21 protein-coding genes are annotated in these 23,698 nt (G+C 55.2%); 3 read left to right on the forward strand and 18 right to left on the reverse strand.

Annotated features, from left to right (window positions below; all coding sequences use genetic code 11):
- Positions 1-10 precede the first annotated feature (10 nt).
- A complete protein-coding gene (locus KXG62_RS12595; RefSeq protein WP_218092324.1) occupies positions 11-913 on the forward strand; it encodes an AraC family transcriptional regulator in 903 nt (300 codons plus the stop codon).
- Between the two features lie 62 nt (positions 914-975).
- Here KXG62_RS12595 and KXG62_RS12600 read toward each other — a convergent pair whose 3' ends face one another.
- The 7 genes from KXG62_RS12600 to KXG62_RS12630 form a co-directional block, all read right to left on the reverse strand.
- Entirely contained in the window at positions 976-2,421 is a 1,446-nt protein-coding gene (locus tag KXG62_RS12600) for an NTTRR-F1 domain (protein WP_218092325.1), read from the reverse strand.
- Between the two features lie 237 nt (positions 2,422-2,658).
- Entirely contained in the window at positions 2,659-3,993 is a 1,335-nt protein-coding gene (locus KXG62_RS12605; protein WP_218092326.1) for an ABC transporter substrate-binding protein, read from the reverse strand.
- Between the two features lie 132 nt (positions 3,994-4,125).
- The gene (locus tag KXG62_RS12610) at positions 4,126-5,274 is read right to left on the reverse strand and encodes a LacI family DNA-binding transcriptional regulator (protein ID WP_343223470.1); all 1,149 of its coding nucleotides are present in this window, start codon (positions 5,272-5,274) and stop codon (positions 4,126-4,128) included.
- Positions 5,275-5,406: 132 nt separating this feature from the next.
- The gene (locus KXG62_RS12615) at positions 5,407-6,336 is read right to left on the reverse strand and encodes a phosphotransferase family protein (protein ID WP_218092328.1); all 930 of its coding nucleotides are present in this window, start codon (positions 6,334-6,336) and stop codon (positions 5,407-5,409) included.
- A 278-nt stretch (positions 6,337-6,614) separates the two neighbouring features.
- Positions 6,615-6,869, reverse strand: a complete 255-nt coding sequence (locus tag KXG62_RS12620) for a cold-inducible protein YdjO-related protein (RefSeq protein WP_218092329.1) — start codon at positions 6,867-6,869, stop codon at positions 6,615-6,617.
- A gap of 334 nt (positions 6,870-7,203) precedes the next feature.
- Positions 7,204-9,675: a hypothetical protein gene (locus KXG62_RS12625; RefSeq protein ID WP_218092330.1), complete on the reverse strand. Its 2,472-nt coding sequence runs from the start codon at positions 9,673-9,675 to the stop codon at positions 7,204-7,206.
- Positions 9,676-9,812: 137 nt separating this feature from the next.
- A complete protein-coding gene (locus KXG62_RS12630; RefSeq protein ID WP_218092331.1) occupies positions 9,813-10,814 on the reverse strand; it encodes a glycosyltransferase family protein in 1,002 nt (333 codons plus the stop codon).
- 101 nt (positions 10,815-10,915) lie between these two features.
- Between KXG62_RS12630 and KXG62_RS12635 the strand changes: the two genes are divergently transcribed.
- A complete protein-coding gene (locus tag KXG62_RS12635) occupies positions 10,916-11,929 on the forward strand; it encodes a DUF4855 domain-containing protein (RefSeq protein ID WP_218092332.1) in 1,014 nt (337 codons plus the stop codon).
- Between the two features lie 72 nt (positions 11,930-12,001).
- Here KXG62_RS12635 and KXG62_RS12640 read toward each other — a convergent pair whose 3' ends face one another.
- The 5 genes from KXG62_RS12640 to KXG62_RS12660 form a co-directional block, all read right to left on the reverse strand.
- Positions 12,002-12,559, reverse strand: coding sequence for a hypothetical protein (locus KXG62_RS12640; protein ID WP_218092333.1), 558 nt, complete (start codon positions 12,557-12,559; stop codon positions 12,002-12,004).
- Between the two features lie 109 nt (positions 12,560-12,668).
- Entirely contained in the window at positions 12,669-13,982 is a 1,314-nt protein-coding gene (locus KXG62_RS12645; RefSeq protein WP_218092334.1) for a nucleotide sugar dehydrogenase, read from the reverse strand.
- Between the two features lie 42 nt (positions 13,983-14,024).
- Positions 14,025-14,720, reverse strand: a complete 696-nt coding sequence (locus tag KXG62_RS12650; protein WP_218092335.1) for a DapH/DapD/GlmU-related protein — start codon at positions 14,718-14,720, stop codon at positions 14,025-14,027.
- A gap of 1 nt (position 14,721) precedes the next feature.
- A complete protein-coding gene (locus tag KXG62_RS12655; protein WP_218092336.1) occupies positions 14,722-15,750 on the reverse strand; it encodes a glycosyltransferase family protein in 1,029 nt (342 codons plus the stop codon).
- Positions 15,747-16,751 (reverse strand): glycosyltransferase, encoded by a 1,005-nt coding sequence (locus KXG62_RS12660; protein WP_218092337.1) that lies wholly within the window; start codon positions 16,749-16,751, stop codon positions 15,747-15,749. Before KXG62_RS12660 ends, KXG62_RS12655 begins: the two co-directional genes overlap by 4 nt.
- A 170-nt stretch (positions 16,752-16,921) precedes the next feature.
- On the opposite strand from KXG62_RS12660, the gene KXG62_RS12665 reads away from it, so the two are divergent.
- Positions 16,922-17,935, forward strand: coding sequence for a DUF4855 domain-containing protein (locus KXG62_RS12665; RefSeq protein WP_218092338.1), 1,014 nt, complete (start codon positions 16,922-16,924; stop codon positions 17,933-17,935).
- Positions 17,936-18,065: 130 nt separating this feature from the next.
- Here KXG62_RS12665 and KXG62_RS12670 read toward each other — a convergent pair whose 3' ends face one another.
- The 6 genes from KXG62_RS12670 to KXG62_RS12695 are packed head-to-tail and all read right to left on the reverse strand — an operon-like array spanning position 18,066 to position 23,636.
- Entirely contained in the window at positions 18,066-18,479 is a 414-nt protein-coding gene (locus KXG62_RS12670; protein ID WP_218092339.1) for a hypothetical protein, read from the reverse strand.
- 23 nt (positions 18,480-18,502) lie between these two features.
- Complete coding sequence (locus KXG62_RS12675) at positions 18,503-19,495, reverse strand: glycosyltransferase (RefSeq protein ID WP_218092340.1); 993 nt, start codon at positions 19,493-19,495, stop codon at positions 18,503-18,505.
- On the reverse strand, positions 19,470-20,450 hold the full coding sequence (locus KXG62_RS12680; protein WP_218092341.1) for an NAD-dependent epimerase/dehydratase family protein: 981 nt from the start codon (positions 20,448-20,450) through the stop codon (positions 19,470-19,472). The genes KXG62_RS12675 and KXG62_RS12680 overlap by 26 nt, the downstream gene beginning before the upstream one ends.
- Complete coding sequence (locus tag KXG62_RS12685) at positions 20,447-21,514, reverse strand: Gfo/Idh/MocA family protein (RefSeq protein ID WP_218092342.1); 1,068 nt, start codon at positions 21,512-21,514, stop codon at positions 20,447-20,449. The genes KXG62_RS12680 and KXG62_RS12685 overlap by 4 nt, the downstream gene beginning before the upstream one ends.
- The gene (locus KXG62_RS12690; protein WP_218092343.1) at positions 21,511-22,623 is read right to left on the reverse strand and encodes a DegT/DnrJ/EryC1/StrS family aminotransferase; all 1,113 of its coding nucleotides are present in this window, start codon (positions 22,621-22,623) and stop codon (positions 21,511-21,513) included. Before KXG62_RS12690 ends, KXG62_RS12685 begins: the two co-directional genes overlap by 4 nt.
- The gene (locus KXG62_RS12695; RefSeq protein WP_218092344.1) at positions 22,623-23,636 is read right to left on the reverse strand and encodes a CgeB family protein; all 1,014 of its coding nucleotides are present in this window, start codon (positions 23,634-23,636) and stop codon (positions 22,623-22,625) included. Before KXG62_RS12695 ends, KXG62_RS12690 begins: the two co-directional genes overlap by 1 nt.
- Between the last annotated feature and the right edge of the window lie 62 nt (positions 23,637-23,698).

Consider the following 23,698-nt stretch of genomic DNA (forward strand, 5'->3'; position numbering starts at 1 on the left):
GGCGTTAGCGATGGAGGAAACGGCAAGGAACGAACACGTCAATTACCATCATCCGCTGCTGCGCTACAAAATTTGGGACTTGGAGTTCCCCGCTCTGCCGTCCGACCCGTGGAATCGATGGCATTATCATAAAGAGGTGGAAATGATCCTCTTGCTGGAAGGCATGATGCTGGTGGAAACGGTCGAACGCACATATAAGCTGCAGGGCGGCGACTTGCTATTGATCGGCTCTACCCGGCTGCACCGGACCCGTCGGACGGAACAAGTCAAACAAATTGTACTGCAATTCGATATGCTCGCTCAGCTGGATTCCTACGCCAAAGATTTTGCGCCGCTGTTATTAGAGCTGTCGGAACCGCTCGATTGCGTAAACGATGCTCTGAATGACAAGCCAGCCGCAAAGGAAGCGATGTTCCGGCTGCTGCTCGGCATTTATAACGAAGCGAGCGAAATGGGAGCGGGCTACGAGCTAGCCGTCAGCGGTGCATTCAAGCAGCTGCTCGCCCTGATCGTACGCCACGCGGTCTCCCCCGCCCCCATGTCTCCTCCCGACTGGCAAAGGTTGAAGCCTGTGCTCGATTATGTGGAAGCCCGTTACACCGAACCGATTCGCATCCAGGACGTGCTCCCGCTGGTCCATCTGGAATATCACTACTTTATCAAATACTTCCAGCAGCAGATCGGCATGTCGTTCGTCGATTATTTGCATTTGCGGCGTATTAAAGCATCCGAGCGCCTGCTGCTGACCAAGCCGCTCGGCGTCGCCGATATCGGCATCCAATCCGGCTTTCCGAACGCGACCCAGTTCATCCGCATTTTCAAGCGGTACAATGACTGCACCCCGTCCGAATTTCGCAAAAAGCGGCTAACGGCCCATGAGCCGGATTCGCCGGAGCAGGCGACCTTGCCTTAAGAAAACAAAAAACCTTCTCGCTCCTTAGTAGGTAGAAGGTTTACTTTACTTGTATAGCGTCTCTATCTTTGATCACTGATCGTTGCATTACTATTATTATTACTTAAAGCTGTTAGTGGATCGTATGGCGCTCCAGTTGGTGTACCGATCAATAATGCAATATCGACGGCATTTTCTGGAATTCCCCACGAGTTACCTGAGAATACAAATATGGCCCTATCAACGACCCAGCCTCTTGAATTAAAGACAACGTTATTGATGATAAACCCTGTTGAGTTCGGATTTAGATAAGCAGGCTGTCGAAGAGAATACAATATATTATCTTGTACTATTAAGTTCGTCACATTTCCTTGAGAAACAAAGCCGCGATTGACGACCCAGTTGGATGAATCTCCTGCCTGTGGCGGACCATAAATCACATTGTCAATCAATTTATGATTTGTTCCGGCAAACTGTATAAACTCAATAGCATACGGATTATCACTCGTAACCGTCAGCCCTTGAATCGTGACCCCTTCCCCCGTAACCAGGAATGCAATAACAGCCGCTTGCAGTACAATCAGAGTATCAGGATATCCTTTAATAATTACCCCTTGTTTATTGACAGTTATAGTCGAGCTAACGAGGTAAGTTCCTCCCAAGATGTGAACCGTTCCAGTCGGAGATACCGCTGTAACACCTTCTTGAATCGTTCCAAACGGATTTGCTTGCGTCCCGTTGCCACCTACGGCTCCCGCCTGAACATACACATGAAACGGATTTGGTTCTACTGACCCCGTAGGACCTGTCGGACCTTGCGGACCTGTTGCTCCTGTTGCTCCCGTCGCTCCTCCTGCTGGACCTGTTGCCCCTGTCACTCCTGTGACTCCTGTAGCCCCTGTAGCCCCTGTGGCTCCGGTGGCTCCTATTGCTCCTGTCGCTCCGGTGGCTCCTGTCGCTCCTGCCGCTCCCGTTGCCCCTGTCGCTCCCGTGGCTCCTGCCGCTCCCGTTGCCCCTGTGACTCCTGTAGCTCCTGTCGCTCCCGGTACTCCAATCACATTCACTTCCAACAACTCAACATCGTCGGTTAACACATCTGGGCTTCCGGCTTGAGGCAGCTTATTAATTAATATAAGCGCTTGTGTTGCTCCAGCCGGTGCAGCACTCGTATTCCCGTAGATCTCCAACCACTCGCCGTTGTCTGCGATAGGAAGCCTGCCTGATGGTATAGTAATAATCAACCCGTAGCCAAGAAAGGTAGACGCGGCATCGTAATAACCCACCGAGATGCTAATAATTGGGCTAAGTGCTGCTCCAATCTTTGAAAGTGAAGCGATAAATTCATACCGATTATTAGCTTGTACAGGGACAAATTGGAATACAAAGGAATTCGCATTGCCACCTGCCAGTCTTGCAGAATAAGAGCCTGCATGGGAATATTGACTTGTAATCGACGCACTGGATCCGGTCCACGGGGCTAATGTCCCGGTTTCAAAGCTACCGTTTATAATTAAGTCATCAATAGACATACTTTCACCCTCCTTTCTGTATCGATATTCCAGCTTCATGCATCCTACCTTCAAACGCAGAAGCATGCTACATTCTACGTTTATGCTTTTCAATCTGATAGGACTCTTGTAACTACTCAGAAACCATTTTAAAGATTCCCCTATGGCATTGGTTCAGACGAAAGTTGAGTTATCATATAAAACGCAAAAAACCGGCCGCCGGCCGGGTTTTTGCGAATGACGCGTATCGTTGCTTCCTTACTTTGACTTTTCTTCCTCGACATTTTTGAGTGCACGTTCCTGCGCATCTTTAAGCGCCGTATTGACGTCCTTCAGCCCGAGCGCCATGTTCTTTTGCTCCTCGCGAACAATGCTCGACGCTTTGGAGCCGTAATTGGACGATTTTTGCTGCGGCGTCTGCTTCGTCAGGAAGATGTTCTGCACTTTTTTCCCTTTGTAGCTTTCAAAATTTTTGGCGTAGTTCGCCTGGATCGTTTTGTCCGGTATGGAGCTGATCCGAGCATTGGCGCTGACCCGCATTTGCGTTTCCCGGGAGACGGATTCGAGAATGACCTGGAACGCTTCTTCCTTATGCTTGCTCGATTTGGAAATGAACGTCATATGCGAATCGACCGGCCGCCCGTTACCGAGCTTATCTTTGAAGTTCGGCAGCGCGGAAATATCCCAGCTGTTGAAGCCGGACTTCGACGCTTCTTCCAGCGGAGCGGCGGCATCGTTCGTCCACTCGAGGAACATCGCCAGGTTTTGATCCTTCAGGAATCCGTTTCGGCCCCAGTTATGCTTGCCGTTCGGACCGATTTGGCCGGGCAGGTCGTATACCTGCTTCAGAAAATCGAACACTCTCTTGTACTCGGGCTTATCGAAATTCGGCTTGTCGTCGGCGCCAACAGCCGGAATGCCTAGTTGGCCTGAAATCGTATCGGCATTTTGCGGTTCAAAGCCGACATATTGGATTCCGTTTTCCGTCCGGTTGATTTTTTGCGCGATGGGAAGAATTTCTTCGAAACTCATAATGTCTTTCGGATACGGAACACCGAATTTATCGAAAATATCTTTGTTGTACAGCATCATGCCGTAGTTGAGCGAGAACGGAATCGAGTACAGCTCGCCCTTGTCCCCCGCCTGTTTGATCCGCTCCAGAATCGGCTGATCGTAAATGGACAAATCGACCTTATATTTTTTCACATATTCATTCATGTCCTGCATAATGTCGAGCTGTTTCAGCAGTGCGAAGTAACCGTTGCTGGCGAAGATGAGGTCCGGCGTTTTGCCCGCGGCGATCAGGTCCTCCAGTTCCGTCCCCTTGTCCGGCTTAATATATTCGAGTTTAATGTGAGGGTATTTTTTGGCAACCGGCTCGACGAAATACGTCTGGAAATCTTTCTCGGTAAATCCTACGCTCTTATGATTGGTGATGGTCAAGGTGACGGGTTCCGGCGGCGCCGGCGGTTTCGTATCTTCCGGTTTTGCCGTTCCCTTCGTCCCTTGTCCGGACGGTGCGCCGCTGCATGCTGAGAGTGAAATGAGGACTAGCGGTAATGCCAGCTTCAGTAAGCCCGCTTTCTTTTTCATTTGTTTACCCCTCCAATAATGATCATCGTATGCTTTTCGTAATCATGCGATCGCTCCCGCAATCATGAGCTACATACCACCACCTCCGATTTTGTAAAGGCTTACATTTATTCAAAGGGCTGTGTCCGGATGCTATCCGGCACTTGGAGAAGGCCCGGTCGTACCCCGAACGACCAGCTTCGGCTCGTAACCGACTCGCTGCGGATGAAGCTCCAGCTTCTGAATGAGACGGTTCAGCATATGCACGGCATCGCGTCCCATCCGATCCTTCTCGGTATGCACCGTCGTAAGCGGCGGATTGGAGTAGCTTGCGAAATCGATATTATCCGAGCCGATCACGGAAATGTCTTGCGGTATGCGCAGTCCTCTCTCCTGCATGACCCGCATGGAGCCCAGCGCAAGCATGTCGTTGGTCGCAAAGATCGCGGTCGGCAGCGCACTGTGGGAACGTTCCCACATTCGGTGAAAACAAGCTGCTCCTTCGTCGAATGTCGACTGCGAAGAAAATGCGACATGCCGCTCCTCTGCGGTGCAGCCCAGCTCGCGGAGCCGCCGCATAAACCCTTCATAGCGCAAATGATGGCTTCGATGGTCCTGCGGTCCGGCAATGACGCCGATCTTCCGGTGGCCCAGCGCATACAGATGATCCGCAGCGATCGCGCCGCCTTTCCGGTCGTCGTTGACGATCTGGATCACGCTGTTGTTCTCCACCGTCCCGTTCACCATCACATACGGAATGCCGAAGCCGTCGATGTAACCGATCATTTCCTGGCTCAGCCGGCTGATCAGGACGAGCCCGTCGACCCGCTTCTCGAGCATGTAGTCGGCGGTGCGCTGCGACATCTCTTTGTCCGTGGAGACGAAGACGGAATAGTTCAAGGACTCGGCGGCCGCCAAAATGGCGTCGACGATTTTACCGTAGATCGGGTGCGACACGATCGGATAATGTTTCCTGTAAATGATGATGCCGATATTGAATGTCCGTTGGGACACCATCGCCCGTGCCAGCGCGTTCGGCTTATACTGCAGCTCCTCGGCCGCATGCAGCACTTTCTCGCGCACCTCGGGACTCGTATAGCCTTTCCCGGAAATGACGCGCGAAACGGTCGACTTGGAAACGCCTGCATGCCTCGCAATGTCAATAATCGTGGTGTTCATCGGTTCCCTCGCTCTTGCCTGGTTGGATTGACTTGTTGGTGAACTTGTTCGCCAGTTGACGAAAGCGCTTACCCTAGTCCTTTGATAAAAACCTTCGTTCAATCCAACCGAGCAATTAAACAAAGGTTAGTTAAGCGCTTTCCTCACATTGATTATACTATACGCCTTTATACTTGACAATAGCTTTTTATCGCACTAGCGGGCCTGATCGCAGGCACAAGGCTTGCATTCAGGCCTCCCGCGCAAGGCGCCAGCTTATTCCGCTTGCTTGAGCAGCTCGATGACCTTGGACTTCATGAAGTCGTAGCTTGGCTTATGGTCCTTCTTGGCATAAAAGCGCAGCCCGTCCAGCCCTTTGAACAGCTGATAGCACACCAGCCGTTCCTCGAAATGGGGGATTTCCTTCCCCTCCCGCTCCCAATGCTCCAGCAGCCGCTGCGGAAACTTGATCTGGGGAACCCACAAATGCAGCACCGCCGCGTCGAACATGAAATCGCCGTACATCGCCATCTCCCAATCGACGATCGCCGTTATCCGGCCATTATCCGACAGCATGTTGCCGAGATGGAAGTCTCCGTGAACGAGGTACCGCTCTTGGGGCGCATATTGCGCAAGGCCGATCATCGTCTCGTACACCCGATCGAATACGTCCTTTTCCAGAAAGCTGCTCTCGAACAGCGCCGTCCAGCCCTCATGAAATCCTTCCTGCTCTTCCTTAAACGAGGACGCGAGCCAATCGGCCCACGCAGCCGATGATGATTCTCCCGAAGGCGTGATCCAGCCGAAGCCGCTCGTATCGTCGACGCGAATCCGGTTCATCGCGGCGAACCGCTGAATCAGGTCCGGGATGACGCGGATAATTTCTTCTTTGCCCTGCGCAATGACCGGCGCTCCGGCCGCTTCTTCCGTTATCGTATAAGGCAGTCCGTCGCAGGTGCCGACCTTGACGATCCGCGGGATCGGCAGTTCCGGCGAATAGCGTTCGGATATGAGCTTAACTTTATCGACCGTCTCTTGACTGCTTTTAAAATGAATGACAAAGCTTCGCGTCCCTGCCTGATAGCGGAACACTTTGCTAAGCTCCCCCATTTCAATCGGGGCGAGACCCTCAATCGCCATGGGCTCGATCGTCTGCAAATGGTGCCGGGCGCGTTCGATCGTCATTTCCGGCTTGAATGATTTCACTATGTATCTCCTCCTCCGGCATGGATGATATTCAGCCGTTAACGCAGATGCGTCAAGGCTGTCACCGTTTTTAACCAGTATACCCTATATGCCGCTTCGCCCGGTCGTTCCAAAATGACTATTACTCATTTTTTCCCTGGCTGACGAACCACGCATAGACACAACGTAAAAAGCTCCCCATCGGTTCTGCAACCGAATAGAGAGCTTGGCCGTACGTGCTGTTCCCCCGCCCTGCGGTGGCGCAGCGGTCAAGGGGACCGGCTTATGCGTATGTACAATTACCGTCTTCTGCCTAATAAAAATGTGCGGTTTACTTTTTTCTTGGCCAGCGGCACAAGCCTCTCGCTTCGCACCATCGCGCTTTTGCATAATGGGCATGCAGGCACAGCCTCGGTGACGAATTCCTCGCGAACCCAGGCAATGCATTCTTTCTCTACGCATTCCCAAATTCGTATGTTCTGCGTTGGCTGTTCCAGTGTTGACGTTGGCGTTTCCACTTCTTTTCCCCCCGGTGATTGTGTTTTCTTATTCATGTGATTGCGGTCGCTCACGTTTGGATGACGTTTTATTATAATACCGTTTTGCCCCAATATTCAACCCTTTAGACGAAATCGGAATATTCCGCCTTTGAGGACCAGACCTGGGACAAAACCGTTCGCATGTTCATACAAGATGCCATGGAGCGTGCCTTTCTCATTATAGTTCAATCCGGCCGATTGAACAACGGCTACGCCGTCATTAAATGCGCCGGCAGCGCTTGATCCCGGCCGAACGGCAAAAGAACGCCTCCGCCCTCGTCTTGAAGAGATGTGGGAAGCGTTCTTTCGGCTAGTTGCGTATCGTCAGGCCACACTTCGCTCAGTACCGCTATTCGCGCTTGACGCTCCAATCTACGGCATCGATGCGAATCGTCACGGGCCTTGAGCCGCTGCCGGACGGTTGAATTGTCACGAGAGAGTTCAAGCCGCCGGTCCCGGCCGTCTGGACCGAGATGCGGGCAGCCGTATCGGCAGCCGCTTCTTCGGGCGCATGCGGCACCAGCACCGACACGAAGGTGACCGGCTGCCCCGCGTGCACAGGCTGCTTCGCGTACACGGTCGCAGCGGGCGTCGGATTATTGGTGACCGACGCCTTATGTATGCCGAAGGCGCGCTCTTCCGCCCGCTCGAAGTACGTCAGCACGTTCCGTGCCGGAACCGACGTACCGTCAAGCGCCTTCCACGGGAGACGCTGGCCGGCGGCCGTCTTCATCTCGCCCTGCGAGTCGAACCAGTTGTCGCCCCGGTCGCCCGCGGAATATTGCTGCCAGACAGGGCCGGCGGCATAGCCGTCCGTCGACTTGCCCGGCTGCAGCCGGTCCTGCACGATCAGATAGCCTTCCGCCGTCAGCACGATTTTTCGCGTAAGCGTCGTATCGAAGCCGAAATAATTGTTCAGCGTATACTCACCATAGCTGTCCTGCGCCTTGTCTTCAGCACGCGGGCTTAAGACGGCCGGCATGATATTGAGGTCGCCGGGCTTCGTGTCGAGGCCGGAGTCGTTGTTCGGCCGGAAAATGAACGAAATCGTCCGCGCCGGCGCTTTGTACTTCCAATCGTACTTGATCGTCGTGTAATCTCTTACGTCGAACGTTAAGTCGTACCGTTCCCGCGTCGAGTAAAACAGCGAGGCTTTCGGCTTGATCGTCACTCGAAGCGCCGCCTGGCCGCTTGTGCTGTCCGGCGATAGCGCATACGGCTGATCCGGACGCGTCCACCTGGCGCCGAGCGTCTCGAAATCGTCGATGATCCGTACGCCGGCCGGCCCTTCCAGCCGCAAGTTATCGATGATCAGCTCGAACGGCTGGCTGGCATCGCTCGTCCCCGCATCCAGGCGCAGCGTCAGCTCCTTGAAGGTCGCCTTCGTGCTACCTTCCGCTCCGTCCGCTTCTTCATACAAACGGAGCAGCTGCGAAGGAATCGACTCGGTGTACCACGTATCCGGCTCGAACTTCGTTTCGCCGTAAGGATAATTATGCGAGCTGATCTGCGGCAGCATCGCGACGATGTTCGAATCGGTCGCTCCTTTATTGTGGCGGGCCATCCCATGATAAAGCGGGATGCCGCCCGTCTCGTAATATTGAATCGCTCCCGTGCGATTCGTATGGGCATGGCTTCCCCGGCCGAACAGCTCGCTCATGACGAATGGAGCGCCGGGCTTGCCGGAAGCGGATAACATAAGCTTATCCGCGGCTTTCGGGTTGCCGGGCTCGCTTCGATGCAGCACGGCGCTTGCCCGCGGCCACTCCGCCGGCTTCAAGCTCGCCGGTTCGAGATACAGCAGGTCACTCATCCAGAACAGCGAGGTCAACTGATCCAGATTCGCGCTGAAGTCGGACGGATGACTGGCAAGCGGATAATGGGCGGTTCCGAACCGGAAGACGTTCGCCGCCGCCGTCAAGAAGCTCGGGTCGTTGTACAAGCGGGCCGCACTCTCGAAGACGTACATCCAGTTCGTCCATTCCATAAAATAATCGTCCCCGTATTCCGGTATCGCTCCCGACGGGGCGATCATATCGCGATAGCGGGTAAACATATGGCGCACCTCAGGGTTCTGCAGCTCCTGCTCTGCTCCCCGCAGCTTGGCGATCTTGATTACCTGCATCAGACTGATCGACATGTAGCCGCTAGCATTCTCCGTAATGTCCTTGTTGCGGTACCAGTTGTTCCAGCCGCGCTCCACGTTGCTCCGCCAAGCTCCCGCATCCGGATGGCCCGGGAAGGCGGCCAGCGAACGAAGCGTGCCGACGATGCGCGATAACGCCTGGTTATGGTCGCCCGGCTGGTATACGTTCGTCACCTTGAGGGCGTCTTGGAGCATCGCTTCGTCTTCCGCAGAAACGAGTCCCTTCTGCTTCAAGCCTGCGTAGGCGATCATCAGCGATTCGCCGATGAAAAACGAATTGTACGGCGATTTCTTATACAAATCGGGATGTTTGCGCCATTCCTCGAACAGCATATCCCATGTTTTTTTGCTGTAATCGAGATAGTCCTGCTTGCCGGTCAGCGCATACATCCGCCACGATAACGCAGCGAAATTAGTTGATTTGCGCGTATCGATCGAGGCGGTGCTCGACTGGTATATTCGTTTGCGCACCACCTCGAAGTCCACTTTCTTCGTCAAATCCTCGAATGTTTCTGTAATGTACCTTGCATAATCCGGCTGCATAGCGCCATCCCCCTTCACCGCCGCCGGCTTCTCCCGCTGTCCGGCCCATAGCAGCGCCAGCAGGCACATCGCCGCTGCGGCCAGCAGCGCGATCGCGCCTCGCCGCTTGTTTCGTCGTCCGACGCCGTTCATCACCGTTCCCCTTTCCGGAGCATCGATTCATCGAAATACCGCTGATCTCATTATAATGAATCCGCCCGGTCCCTTCTCTCGCTGCGTTGTGCAATATTACAACAATATTGCTGTCCGCAGCGCATCGGCAAGCAGAATCATCTCGCCATGCCGGCGACCCGGCTGTACAGCCGAAGCAGCTGCCGGGTGACGGCGCGGCGGTCATGATGCGCTTCGGCATAGGCACGCCCCTCGATTCCTTTCTGCCTCCGGAGGCTCCCCGACCGGAGCAGCGTCTTCAACACGTCGTACAGGGTATCCGGATTCGCGCTGCAGATCGGCGGGGAGCCCCCCGGGAATGTGCCGAGCAAGTCGTCCCGCACGAATGCAACGGCCGGCTTGCCGAGCGCCATCGCCTCCACGCTCAGCAGGCCGTAGGAGCCGCATAACAGCTGGTCGATGACGATATCGGCCTCGCGGTACAGCGCGACCGCCTCCGCATGCCGCATCCGCTCGATGCGCCGGTAGCGCAGCGGGCATTCCCGCTGCAGCTCCCCGACGATGCGCTCGACGATGGCCGTCCCCTTGAACGCCGGATCGGTCGGCGCATGGACGACGAGCGGACACTGCTCTTCCTCCTTCGGATACGCCGGCCGGAGCCGATCCAGATCGACCGCCAGCGGCAGCACGTGAACCTCGTTGTAATACGGCTTCACGTAGTCGTACACTTCATAATCCTGCACGATGCCGACCGGAATGACCGCGCCGACCCGCGACAGCCGCTCATGAATTTGCTCCTCCTTCGGCGAACGCCCTGTAACGACATACGGATTGCGCAAGGAGGCGATGCTGCTTCGTCTCACGTCATTGCCCCAATGATGCATGACCATCGGCTTTCCCGCCTTCGCCAGCAGATCCAGATCGCCGTAGCCGGGTACGATCGACATCGTAAAATGAAAATGAAATAAATCGAAGTCGTCCATCAGCTCGCCGAACAGGCTCATCAGCTCGTATTGATCCGTAGGGACGATATGGTCGGTAAAGCCGTGAAACGTCCGGTAAAATTGAAAACCGACCGCCTGATGCCCCTCCTCGTTCAACGTTTTGCAGAACAAGCCGATCTGACCGCCGATTTCCATAGGCGCGTGCACAATCTTCAATCTGCTCCCCCCGTTATCCGCGGATTGCGGTAAAACCTTTTTGCTTCTCCGCACATATACTGTAGACGTAAATCCAATTCGGGAAAGGCGTGAACCTTCGTATGTCGACCGCATCCCCCGGCGGTTATTTCTCTCCGGCATCGCTTGCGTGGCGCAACCATCTGTGCGTGCTGCCGCTTGGCGGACGTACCCCGCACGACGTAAGCCGCTGGACCGCGTTCGACCTTGCGCCATATGTATGCTGCACGCGATCTGGAAAGCCTGCAGAGCCCATGTTCGGCGGCTTTATACTCAGCGGCATCCGCTCCAGACCCGGTCGTTTTCTGTATCCGATGTATGCCGCTTTCGGCACGCCTGCGGATCGGGACGATTGGCTGCAATGGATTGACGACATCTTTGCTCCCGGCCATAATTTGGACGCTCTATGCTCGCTAGCGGACGGGCCGCCGTTCGACGTATGGGTGTCGATCCCTTATCCACACCCGCAGCAGTCGGATTTCGGCCTGGTGGGCGGGAAGCGCCTGGACTTTCGAACGGAAGAGGAGCGTTATGCGGCCGTTGCGTGGTGGATCGACCGCTTCTCGGATCGGTTGGCAGGCGAGGCGGGACTTGCCGGCCATATCCATTTTCGCGGCTTTCTTTGGCCAAGGGCGTCGATCGACGCCGGCGACGAGCCTCTGGTCAAACGGACGAATCATGATGTTCATGCCAAAGGATTCCAAGCGATATGGCTCCCCCATTACGGAGGGCAAGGTGCCTTGAAGTACGCACAGCTCGGTTTTGACGCTGCTGCGGTCCATCCGAATTATTACGGCAATGCCGGTTATGGCGTCGAATGGCTCGATCAAGCCGCGTTGTTCGCCAAAATGACGCGTGCGGGGTTTCAGATCATTTGCGGGAAGGGCGTTCTATATAACGATACGCATCTGCTCGATTACTTGAACCACGGCCTCCCCGAAAAAAACGGCTATATGCATGACGCTCTTCTTGTCTACCAGTTTCCGAATCAAACGCTGCGCGACCTGATCGAGTCGCGGCCTGACGATTACGAGCGGCTGCATGCGTTCATTCGCGGAACGTATACGAAAGCCCACTATCCGGGTATGGCTTATTAACTCGATGCTTCCCAGCGGAACCGGACATATGAAAAACCGCTCGAATGCAGCATTCGAGCGGCTACCATCAGATTACAGTACGGCAAGCGCTTGGACGCGAAGGTTGCCAAGATAAGAACCGTCCGACTCGAACGGATACGGTACAACCTCCGGCGCGGTTACCGTCGTCGTGACCGTTATCGTCATCGTCTCCAGCGTCGGCAGCAGCGTAGCCAGCAACAGGGCGTCACCGGATCCGATGGCTACATTCTGATTGTTCCCGCCGTTCGTTACGCCAGTGAACAACGGAACCGTCAGAACGACAATACCGAGCAAGTTGACCGCTTCCAGAACAGCAGAGCTGGTCGCCGTCAAGTTCGCAGCATAGGCGAAATTGACGGTTATCGGAAGTCCAACCGTAAAGATCGGAAGCAATCCCGGGCCGATCTCAAATACGGATTCCAGCGTTACCGTTGCCCCCGGGCCGTCGAACGGAGAGAAGATATATGTTCCGTTTCCATCGATGAACGGCATTTCGGGAGCTTTGGTTACAACAACCGCCGGCGTTGGCAGAGATCCTGGAGGCGCTCCCGTATCGGCGATGATCGTTGTATTGGCGGTGGTGGTGTAAGCATTCAATATAAGTGGCATGTGCATCACCTCCCTTCTCTGCAGAATCTGTATACAATATGTCGCACTGCCAATGGCTGCTTGAGTCAAATCAGCCAATATTTGAAAATTGGATGTTTGGTGGTCAAGCTTACAACGCCCCTTCGCCGGCTCCCATCCGAATCACGTTCCCGTGATGAGGCACGCCCGAAGTGGCGTTGCGGGTATCGAATACAAGCCGCGCCGCGGCCACGATCGCTTCCACCGGGATAACCGAATGGTCCGTAAAAATGATGACGCAATGCGCGCTGCGCAGCGTATCCTCATTCATATCGACACTTCGATACGTGCGGCCGGCCGCTTCGATTTCCGGAATGTACGGATCGTGATAAGAGACGTCGTATCCCGATTGTACGAGCAACGGAATGAGCTCAAGCGCCGGCGATTCCCGCACATCGTTAATGTCCTTCTTATAGGCGACGCCATAAATAAACACATGGGCATGCTCCGGCGCCGAGTGCCTGACCAGCAAGGCTTTCACACGGTCCGCCACATAGGCCGGCATGGACCGGTTCACTTCATCGGCAATTTGAATAAACTTGCTCCATACGCCCGACTTTTGCGCTTTCCACTGCAAATAAAGCGGATCGACGGGTATGCAGTGTCCGCCGATGCCCGGCCCCGGATAATACGGCGTAAATCCGAACGGCTTCGTCTTGGCTGCCGCAATGACCTCCCATACGTCGATGTTCAGTTCATCGCAGATCGAGGCAAATTCGTTGATGAAGCTGATGTTGATCAGACGGTGCGAGTTCTCCAGTAGCTTCGTCAGCTCCGCAACCTCCAGCGAAGAGACGGTCACCACCTCGTCGAAGATGCGGCTGTAGAGGGCGCCGGCATATTCAAGACACTCCGCGCTGAGCCCGCTGACAACCTTCGGAATTTGTTCGACGCCGAATTTATCATTGCCCGGATCGATCCGCTCCGGCGAGTAACCGATGAAGAAGTCGATGCCCGCCGTCATGCCGCTCCCTTTCTCGAGCGCCGGCCGAACGACGTCGCGCGTCGTTCCGGGAAATGTGGAGCTTTCCAGAATGACAAGCTGCCCCCGGCGCAAATAGGTTCCGAGCTCGCCAACCGCTTTTTCCAGTATCGTAAGATCGGGAGAATGCTGGGTATTCAGCGGCGTAGGCACGCAAATCACGATCGCATCGGCTTCCGTTACGTCGCTGAAACGGTCGGTCGGATAAAACTGACCCGCGCTTATGCTCGATTCGATCTCTTCGTCCCGCACATCGGGCAAGTAGCTTTGGCCCTGACGCAGCGCTTCGATCTTGCGCGAATCCACGTCAATCCCTAGTACGGTGAAACCTTTCTTGGCAAACAGAAGGGCCAGCGGCAGTCCAACGTAGCCTTGGCCGATGACAGCTATTTTACGAAACAAACGCTCTGCGCTTCCGGTCATCGCGATACATCCTCCTTCTCTTATTGTGAGATGACGTTTCACTTACTTGATCGGCCTTGCCGGGTTGCCCACATAGGTCATTCCCGGAGGAACATCTTTGGTCACGACCGCTCCGGCGCCGACGACCGCATGCTCGCCGATCGTAATGCCCGGAAGCAATGTGGCGTTATTGCCGATCCGCGCCTGAAATTTGATCGTCGGCCCCTGATGATGGTAATTTCCCGCTCCCATGTACTTGTCGTTCGATGTGGAGCAGCACGGGCCGATAAACACCTGATCCTCAATGATCATGTCGCTTGTAATGTAAGACGACGTTTGCACCGTAACGCGGCTGCCGATCGCCGTCTTCGGCTCCACTACGACGCTGCGGCCGATAATGCTGCTTTCTCCGACCGACACACGCTCCCTGATGCTCGCCATGTCTCCGACAAGCACGTCATCCCCGAGCGTCACGCCGCGGTAAATGACAACGCTGCACCCGATCTTGACGCTGCTGCCGATGTTCAAAGGATCCAGCTCCGCCGGAGGCTTCAGCGCCATTTTTTTGTTGGCGAACGGTACTCTGCCGAGTACGGTCAAGTCGCCGATTTGAACGCCGCTGCCGATTCTCGTGCCGCGCTTGATCACGACAAAGTTCCCGATCGTGACATTGTCGCCGATCACCACATCCTCCTCGATGACCACATGTTGTCCGAACGTAACGCCTGATCCATACACCGGCTCCTTCCGGCCGTCCATACTACTCGCCCCCTTTCATGACCCCATCGTAAATGCTAATCAGTTGATCGATGACTTTATCCGCAGCATGATGGTTTTGTACGTACGCCACCCCCTGCCTTCCTTTTTGTTCCCGCAGCTCACGGTTCAACAGCAGCGGCTTCAGCCCTTCGTACAACGTATCCGGGCTGCACGAGACAATCGGCAAATCAGGCGGATACTTGCTCTTCAAATCGTCGCGGATATAACAGACGACCGTTTTGCCAAGCGCCATCCCTTCGACGCTCAAATTGCCGTAAGCGCCGCAGAGCACCTGGTCAATGACGATGTCCGCCTCGCGGTACAGCTGCATCGCCTCTTGATGGCTCAGTCCTTCTACAAGCCGGAACCGAAGCGGCACTTCCTTCTGCAGCCGTTCCATGGTCCGGATAATAGGCTCCGACCCTTTGAAATCACGGCTCGTCGGCGCATGTACGACAAGCGGAACCGCCGAAGGCGCCTGCGGGGCGGGAAGCTCGACCTTGCCGGGATCGAACAGTCTCGGCAGCACGTACACCGGCTTGCCTTCGGCAGCATAATAGTCGGCCACGTAATGGTACAGTTCATAGTCCTGTACGATGGCGGCCGACATCGTTTTGGCGAAGAAACGCAGGTTCCGGTCGATTTGTTCGTCCGGAAGGGAGCATTCCGCGTTCACGTAAGGATTGTGATAGCCGTTATGGCGGGAAGCGCGCGTCCGCGAACGCACATCGTTGCCCCGATGATGCATGATCATTTTCTTCCCGCTGCCCGCGATCATTGGGATATCGCGAAATTCCTCCAGAAACGTATAGCTGTTGTGGAAATGAAACACATCGAACTCCCTCACCGCGTAGTCCAATATTTTCATAAGCTCGTAAGAATCCGTATTGATCACCCGGTTATACGCCAAATAGTTCGGGAAGTAATTGTAGCCCACACTGCGAATCCCGCGCTTCTTCAGAAATTCGCAAATGAGTCCGACCTGTCCGGCGATTTCCAAAGGCGCGTGAATAACATTCAGTTTGTTCATCCGCCAACTGTCCTTCCCTCGATTTTCGAATAAATGCCGAGCAGCTTCGGAACGACTTTGTCTACCGAATGGAAGCTCTCCACGTAGGCACGCCCGGCTTTTCCAACTTTTCTTCGCCGCTTCGGGTCTTCGATCAGGCTGCGGAGCACGTCGCGAATCGTATCGGGATTGGCCACGACGATCGGCAAATCATCGGGAAATTTCGCGAGCACGTCATCCCTTACATACGCGACGACCACTTTCCCCATCGCCATCGCTTCGACGCTCAGCATGCCGTAAGTGCCGCACAAGATTTGGTCGACGATAATATCCGCCTCCAAATACATTTGCATCGCCTGCTGATGGTTCATCTTCTCAATCGCCCTATACGTGAAGGCATGGGTCCGCTTCAGGTCGTCGATCGCCTTCTCGACGTAGGCCGAGCCTTTGAATTCCCGGTTCGTCGGAGCGTGAATGATCATCGGATTCTTGTTATCCGCCGACGGATAGGCATAAGGAATTTCCTCATGCATGCAGGCCAGCGGCAGCATATGAACATGCTCGTAATAGTCGGCGACATGCGGGTACAGCTCATAATCCTGCACGATCGCGTGCTTTATATATTGGCTGATGTAGGTCAAGTTCTCATGAATGCGCTCATCCGTATGATAGCTCGGAGGAATCGGGTACGGGTTGAGCCGGGCCGTTGCGTTCTTAGAGCGCACGTCGTTTCCCCAATGATGCATGACCATTTGTTTGCCTTTGCCGTGCAGCATGGGCAAATCCGCATTTTTGACGAGCAGGCTGTTGCTGTTATGAAAATGAAACAGATCCGCATAGCCCGCAAGCGGCTCGATCATCTTGATCAACTCGTACGCATCCGTATTAATGATATTTCCGCTGTATTTCAAGTACGTATGAAACCAGTTATAGCCGTTAACCTGGTGTCCCGCTTGCCGCAGCCCGCCTACAAGCGTGCGCATCTGCCCCGATATTTCCGTGGGCGCGTGAACGATTCTCATACGGTTCCTCCTTATTCAGAGTAACAACAATCCGATACTACGATTTATTCAGATGGCATAACCATTGCCAGTGTTTTGGTCAAAAATGGATTTCCGTTTAGGACATTGCCTTTTCCGCAAACATACTATTGATAATGAGCAAGCACCAACCTTCATGAAGGAGTGAAACCATGATTCCTGCATCGTCCAGCGGATTTTTGTCGCCTACGGCATATCAGCTGCGCAATCATGTATGTGTGCTCCCCTGCGGAAGCTTACTGGATGATACGCCGCTCAAGTGGACCGACGCGCAACTGCAGTATTATGCAAAATATATATTGAACGGACAACCGATCGACTCTATGTTCAAGGGCTTCATATTCAACGCCGTCCGCACGAGAGACAGTCATTTCATTTATCCCTTGTACGTCGGCTTCGGCGAGCCCTCGGAACGGATCGACTGGCAGCAATGGATTGACGCATTGTTCGCGCCCGATGCTAACTTTCAGGCGCTGCATCGTGTGACGGGAACCGAGAAGGTCGATATTTGGGTTTCGATCCCGTACCCTCACCCGTATCAGCGAAGCTTCGGCGTCGTACAAGGACGCAATCTTGATTTTGAGGTGGCAACGGACCGGTTCGCCGCCGTCATCTGGTGGATCGATCAATTCATGAACCGTTGGAACAGCAGGAAAGACTTGCACGACAGGCTGGAGTTTCGCGGATTTTTGTGGCAAAGGGAAACGATCGACGCCAGTGACGAGAATCTCGTCAAATGGGTGAACGGCGCCATCTCGGCCAGAAAGCTGCTCAGCATGTGGCTGGCGAATTACGGTTCGGGCGGCATTATCAAATGGTCCGAGCTCGGCTTCCATTTGACCTTGCTGAATACGAACTACACCGGCAACACCAGCTACGATACCAGCTGGATCCGGAACGCCTGCTTATTCTCGCGACACTATCATACGGGAATCCAGATCACTTGGGGCAAAGGATTAATATACAACGCTACGCATCAACTCGATTACTTCAATCTCGGTCTCGCGAGTATGAGCCGGTACATGAACGAATCGTTTCTCGTCTACCCGTTCCCGAACCAGACGCTGGATACGCTCTACCGGGAAAAGCTGATCGATTATATCCGTTTATACACGTTCGTCAAAGGTCTTTATGTGAAAACGAATTATCCCGGTATCGCGTACTGATCCGCCAGCCGCAATGATCCTGCGCGCAAGACTGCCGCAACGACAAAAAACGGCCGTTCCGTCTGTAGGCGGAGCTGCCGTTTTTTTATTGGCGATACTTCGTTGCATCGCTTGGTAGGCCTCTAATTGATTACAGCGTGCGTATGAGAATGTAGGGCATGTGGCTTACAGTGAACGGCGCCGCTCCCGGCGATTCCAGTATGATATGCACGCCGTGGTTTTCCAGGCTGCGGAAGCGCCAGGAATAAGCCAAATGCGTCAGTACGCAGCTGCCTTCCTGCAGATCGGCAGGGGTCGGAATGGCGCTCATGGACAGCGAGTGCGCGGGACGCGCCGTTTGAATGAGCTGTTCATCCCAACCCTGCGTAATTTCGTGCAAATGAAGCATGCCGCTCGTATGCTCGGGCAGCGGAATCATGATCGTCATGGCGGTAACTGACATATCCCGAGGAATGCCCGCAATATTGAAGGAAACGTACATCTCATGCCCATCGGCAAAAAAACGATTCGGCACGAACAACATCGATTTCTCCAGCATATTCACTTGAATTCGCTCCTTTCCCGTGGCTAGCCGGAAGGCAGATTCGCGTAAATCCGCTCCAGCATATCCACTCCGATTTCTTTGGCGTGGTATTTTTCGGCATACGCCCTCCCTTTTTTTCCAAGCTCGTTCCGAAGTTTGGGATTCTCGAGCAGCGTCTGGATCGCCGTCATCACCGTATCCGGGTTCGCATTCCAAATCGGCAGCTCCGCGGGAAACTTGTTGGCTACGTCGCTTCGAACGAAAGCGATGACCGGTTTGCCGAGCGCCATCGCCTCGACGCTGAGCAACCCGTACGAGCCGCAGCGAATTTGATCGACGATCAAGTCCGCTTCCTGATAGAGCTGGATCGCCGCTTCGTGATTCATCTTCTCGATGCGCCGGTATTCGAAGTCGTATGATTTTTTGAGCTGCCGGATGGCCGCTTCAATCGCCACCGTCCCTTTAAAGTCAGGATTCGTCGGCGCGTGCAAAATTAAAGGACGCTTGACGTCTTTTTTCGGAAAGTGCGGCTCGAACGGCGCAAGGTCGATGGAAATCGGCACCACGTGAACTTTCTTGTAGTACTTCTCCACATACGTATACACTTCGTAGTCCTGTACAATCGCTTCATCCACATACTGGCTTATAGCGTTTAATCGGTTGTGCATCACTACGTTGGCTGGCGAGTCGCCCGTGTATACGTACGGGTTGTTCTCCCGTGCCTGCTCATGAAACCTCACGTCGTTTCCCCAATGGTGCATGATCATTTTTTTGCCCTTGTCTTTGATCATCTCCAGATCCTTGTACTGCTTCAACAGGCTGCTGGCGTAATGGAAGTGGAACAAGTCGAAAAAGTTAATCAGGTGCTTGCTCATTTGTTCCAGCTCGACGACATTCGTATTGTACAAATGATCCTTATAGCCCAAATACGAGTGAAAGATGTTGTAGCCGTTCGCCAAATGCCCTCTTCGTTTCAATTCGCCGCTCAAGATGCCCATTTGGCCGGCAATTTCAATCGTTCCGTGAAAAATTCTCATGCGGAACGCTTCCCCCTTTTCTCCACCGATTGGTTAACCGGAGTCCTTCGGTCAAGCCGACTTGGGGCTCCCACCCTAGCGTCCGGCGCAGCAGCGTCGCATCGAGGCACCGGCGGTATATCGTATCGACGGTTCGTTTCGGCTGATAAGCAAACTCGGGATGCGCCACGCCGCAAGTCTCGGCTACCATCTCGGCCAGCCGGTTCACGCTCGTTTCCACGCCGGTCCCGACATTGAATAGGCGGCCGATCGCATCGGGATGCATGCCTGCCGATAGAAGCGCTTCGACGGCGTCGCCAATGTAGGTGTAGTCGCGCGTCTGCGTACCGTCGCCGAAAATGTTGAATGCCGCCTCTCGATCGGCCGACTCGAAAAATTTGGCCACGACGCCGCAGTAAGGGTTGGTCGTTAACTGGCCGGGTCCGTACACATTGGACAGCCGGAGTACGGCAATCGGCATGCGATACATGCGATGATACACCTGACAATAATGCTCCATGGAAAATTTGCTTGCCGCATAAGGCGTCGTCGTCTCGTAACAGCCTTCGGGCGTCGGCAGCACGGCGGCGTTCCCGTAAATCGATGCGGTCGACGTGTATACGAAACGCTGCAGCCGGCCGCACAGCTCCTTCGCTTTCCCCAGCAGCAGATAGCCGCCGTATAAATTGACATGGAAATCGTCATCCATATGTTGCGCGGACAGCACCAAGTTTTTGCAGGCAATGTGGTAAATGTGCGTGACGTCCGGGAGCACCCGCTCCAGCAGCCGGTCATCGACATAAGACGCCTGGATGAACGTCAGCCGTTCCGACACGGGCACGTTCTCCGGCCGGCTCGTCGAGCAATCGTCAATGACCGTCATGCGTTGCGAGAGTGGGAGCAGCCTGAGCAGCAGCTGCGAGCCGATAAATCCCGCTCCCCCCGTTACGAGCACATGGCCAAACGGGTAGTTCATTTCCATTCCTCCCAATCCGCCATCATCTCTGTTGAAAAATTCGCCAAAGGCAGCGGCACCGCCTTGCACGTCCGCACCGACTCATACAGCGCGAAGATCAGCTCCAGCGCCTTCTTACCTTCCGCTGCATCAATCATCATCGAAGCTTCGCCGCCCGCCATGGCCCGGATGAATTGCTCATACATGAGAAGATGCTCGTCGGCATCGCCGTTGTCTTCCGGGGCGGGGACGGTCGCGTCGGCGAACGCCCACTTGCGGATTTCGTTCAATCGAATGCCTCCGATGCTGATCGTTCCCTTCTCTCCGAACAACGTCAGGCTGTTATCGAGATTGCCGGGAAACGTGAGCGTATTGGCTTCGACGATCCCGATCGCGCCGCCTTGGAACGTGACGATGCCGGCGGCGACGTCCTCCGTCTGCTTCGGGATCGGCCCGCGCTGCATGCTGCCGTACACGTCGAGACCGTCCCCCATGAACCATTGCAGCAGATCGATCAAATGAATGCCCTGGTTCAGCAGCATGCCGCCGTCCTGATCCCAGGTTCCCCGCCATGGAGCGGCTTCGTAATAGGCGCCGGACCGCTGCAGCCTCATGGACACAACGCCCAGATAAAGCCGTCCCATCGCTCCCGCGTCGATGAGCCGCTTGGCCTGCATCATCACGGGCTTATAGCGCAGCTGGTGGCATACCTGCACGACCACCTGCCGCCGCTCCGCTTCGCGCACGATATGTTCCGCGTCGCGCAGGGAGAGCGCCATCGGCTTCTCCAGGATGACGTGCTTCCCCGAGGCGATCGCCTGCTTCGCCAGCTCGGCATGAAAGGCCGATGGCGTCGCGATAACGACCGCCTGAACGCGCTCATCCTGCAGCAGCGGCTTGACATCCCGGTACGCGGCTATGCGGTGCTGCGTCCCCGACAGCCTGCGGTATTCCTGCTCCGCCGCCGCCATACGCGCATCCTGAACGTCGCAAATCGCGGTCAGCCGGCCTCCCGCCAGCTTCGCCAGCGAAGCGATGTGCCGTTCGGCGATTCGGCCGCAGCCGATGAGTCCGAATCCGATCATGGCGCTACGTCTCCCTGAGCGGCGGCGATGGCCTCGATCACCCGGTCCTGCTCGCTGTCATACAAGAACGCGCTCATCGGCAGCGCCAAGATCCGCTCCGACAACCGCTCCGATACGGGCAAATCGCCGGGACGGTAACCCAAGTGCGCGTAGGCGGCCTGCAGGTGAAGCGGGAGCGGATAGTAGACGCCGCTGTGAATGTCCCTGCCAGCCAGCGCCTGCTGCAGCACGTCCCTTTGGTCGGACTCGATGCAGAACAAATGATAAATATGGGTCCGGTCCGGCTTCTCTTCGGCGACGCGCACATGCGGGGCGTTCGCGAAGGCGGCCCGGTAGCGGCCCGCGAGCCGGATACGCTCGCCGTTCCAATCGTCGATCTTCGTCAACCCGATCCGTACAATCGCCGCATGCAGCTCATCCAGCCGGCTGTTGTAGCCGATCTCGCTATGGTAATACTTTTGGCGGCTGCCGTGCTGCCGGAGCGTCCGAATGCGCTCGGCCATCCGTTCGTCCGAAGTGGCGATGAGTCCTCCGTCGCCGATCGTCCCCAAGTTTTTCGTCGGAAAGAACGAAAAACAAGCGGCGTGGCCAAGGCTTCCCGCACGCCTCCCCTTATACTCCGCGCCGAATGCCTGGCAAGCGTCCTCAATGACGATCAAACCGTGCTTTTCCGCGATACGCATCATTTCATCCATATCGGCGGGCTGTCCGAATATATGCACCGGGATGATCGCTTTGGTGGCCGGCGTAATCTTCTCTTCGACGCGGACCGGATCGAGACAGTACGACTGCGGGTCGATATCGGCGAACACCGGAATCGCGCCGACCCGGGACACGGCTTCTGCGGAAGCGAAGAACGTGAACGGCGACGTGATGACCTCGTCCCCCGGCCCGATCCCGCAGGCGTCCAGCACGAGCACCAGCGCGTCCGTCCCGTTGGCGACACCGATCGCGTGATCCACCTGCAAGTAATCGGCAATTTCCTGTTCCAGCCGCTGCACGTTCGGGCCAAGTATATATTTGCCCGAGTCGATCGTATCCGCAAGCGCCTGCAGCATCTCCTGCCGAATCGATTGAAATTGTCGTTGTAGCGGTACCAGTTCGATCATTACGTTACTCTCCTTTTTTGGTTTACGGATTGTTGAACCGCCGGCCACAACTGCTCCAGGCGGTGCAAGAACGTATGGCCGGCCATCACTTTCGCTCTGGCTCTGCGCCCGATCTGCAGCCGTTCTTCCGGCCGGGGCAAGTAATACTGCACCCGCTCGATCGTTTCTTCGGGGCTGGAGGTAAGCACGACTTCTTTTCCGTCCTCGAACAGGCGCTCCAGCTCCTCCGTCCGGCTAGCGATCATGAAAGCGCCGGAGCCCAGTATTTCAAACGTGCGCTGGGAAACTTGATCGCGGGCATTTTGCACGCCGAGCATAATTTTGCTTTGCCGATACACGCGCGACGTTTCTTTGTACGGCAGCAAGCCGTGAATGCAGGACGGCGGGACGGTCACGCCGAATTCCTTCTCGATCATGGCGGCGTTATCGATCCAGCCGTTCCCCCATATATCGACCCGGATGCCCGTATCCCCTGCAAACAGCGGGAACAGCAGCTGCCGCAAGCTGTCATAACGGAAGGTCCTCGTATCCAGATGGGTCGTTCCAACCAAGGCGACATCGTATTTCTCCTTTTTCGCGCCGTCATCCGGTTTCGGCGGGAACAGACGCGGGTTGAATGCAAAGTTCAAATAATCCGACAGCTTGCCCAGCGCACGGTACTTGGCCACGCAATCGGGATGGATCGTCCAGACGGCATCCGGCTTGACGAGACGGACGAACGGAAGCGAGATGCCGTCAAAATGAATTCGGTCCTCCGTCGCCCAATAAATATGGTACATTCCGTACTTGTCGCATAGCTCCGGAATGACGCTTAACGCCGGATCAAACATCATCACATCAATCCCCGTGGTGATCAGCACATCCGGCCGAAAATAAGTGATGCCGGCTTCAATTTCCTTCATATTCCAGGACGTTTGATAACATAACTTATGCCCCATCTGGCACAATGCGTCGCCCAAACTGTTAATGTAATGGGACAGATGATTCAGAAAAAAAATTTTGCAAGGCTCCAATGCCGTTTTCCCCCCCTATCACGAATTTGCCGGAGCAAAAGACGACATGGCAGCCCAAGGAA

Origin of the sequence: Paenibacillus solanacearum (assembly GCF_910593845.1) — a bacterium.
Classification (GTDB): Bacteria; Bacillota; Bacilli; order Paenibacillales; family NBRC-103111; genus Paenibacillus_G; species Paenibacillus_G solanacearum.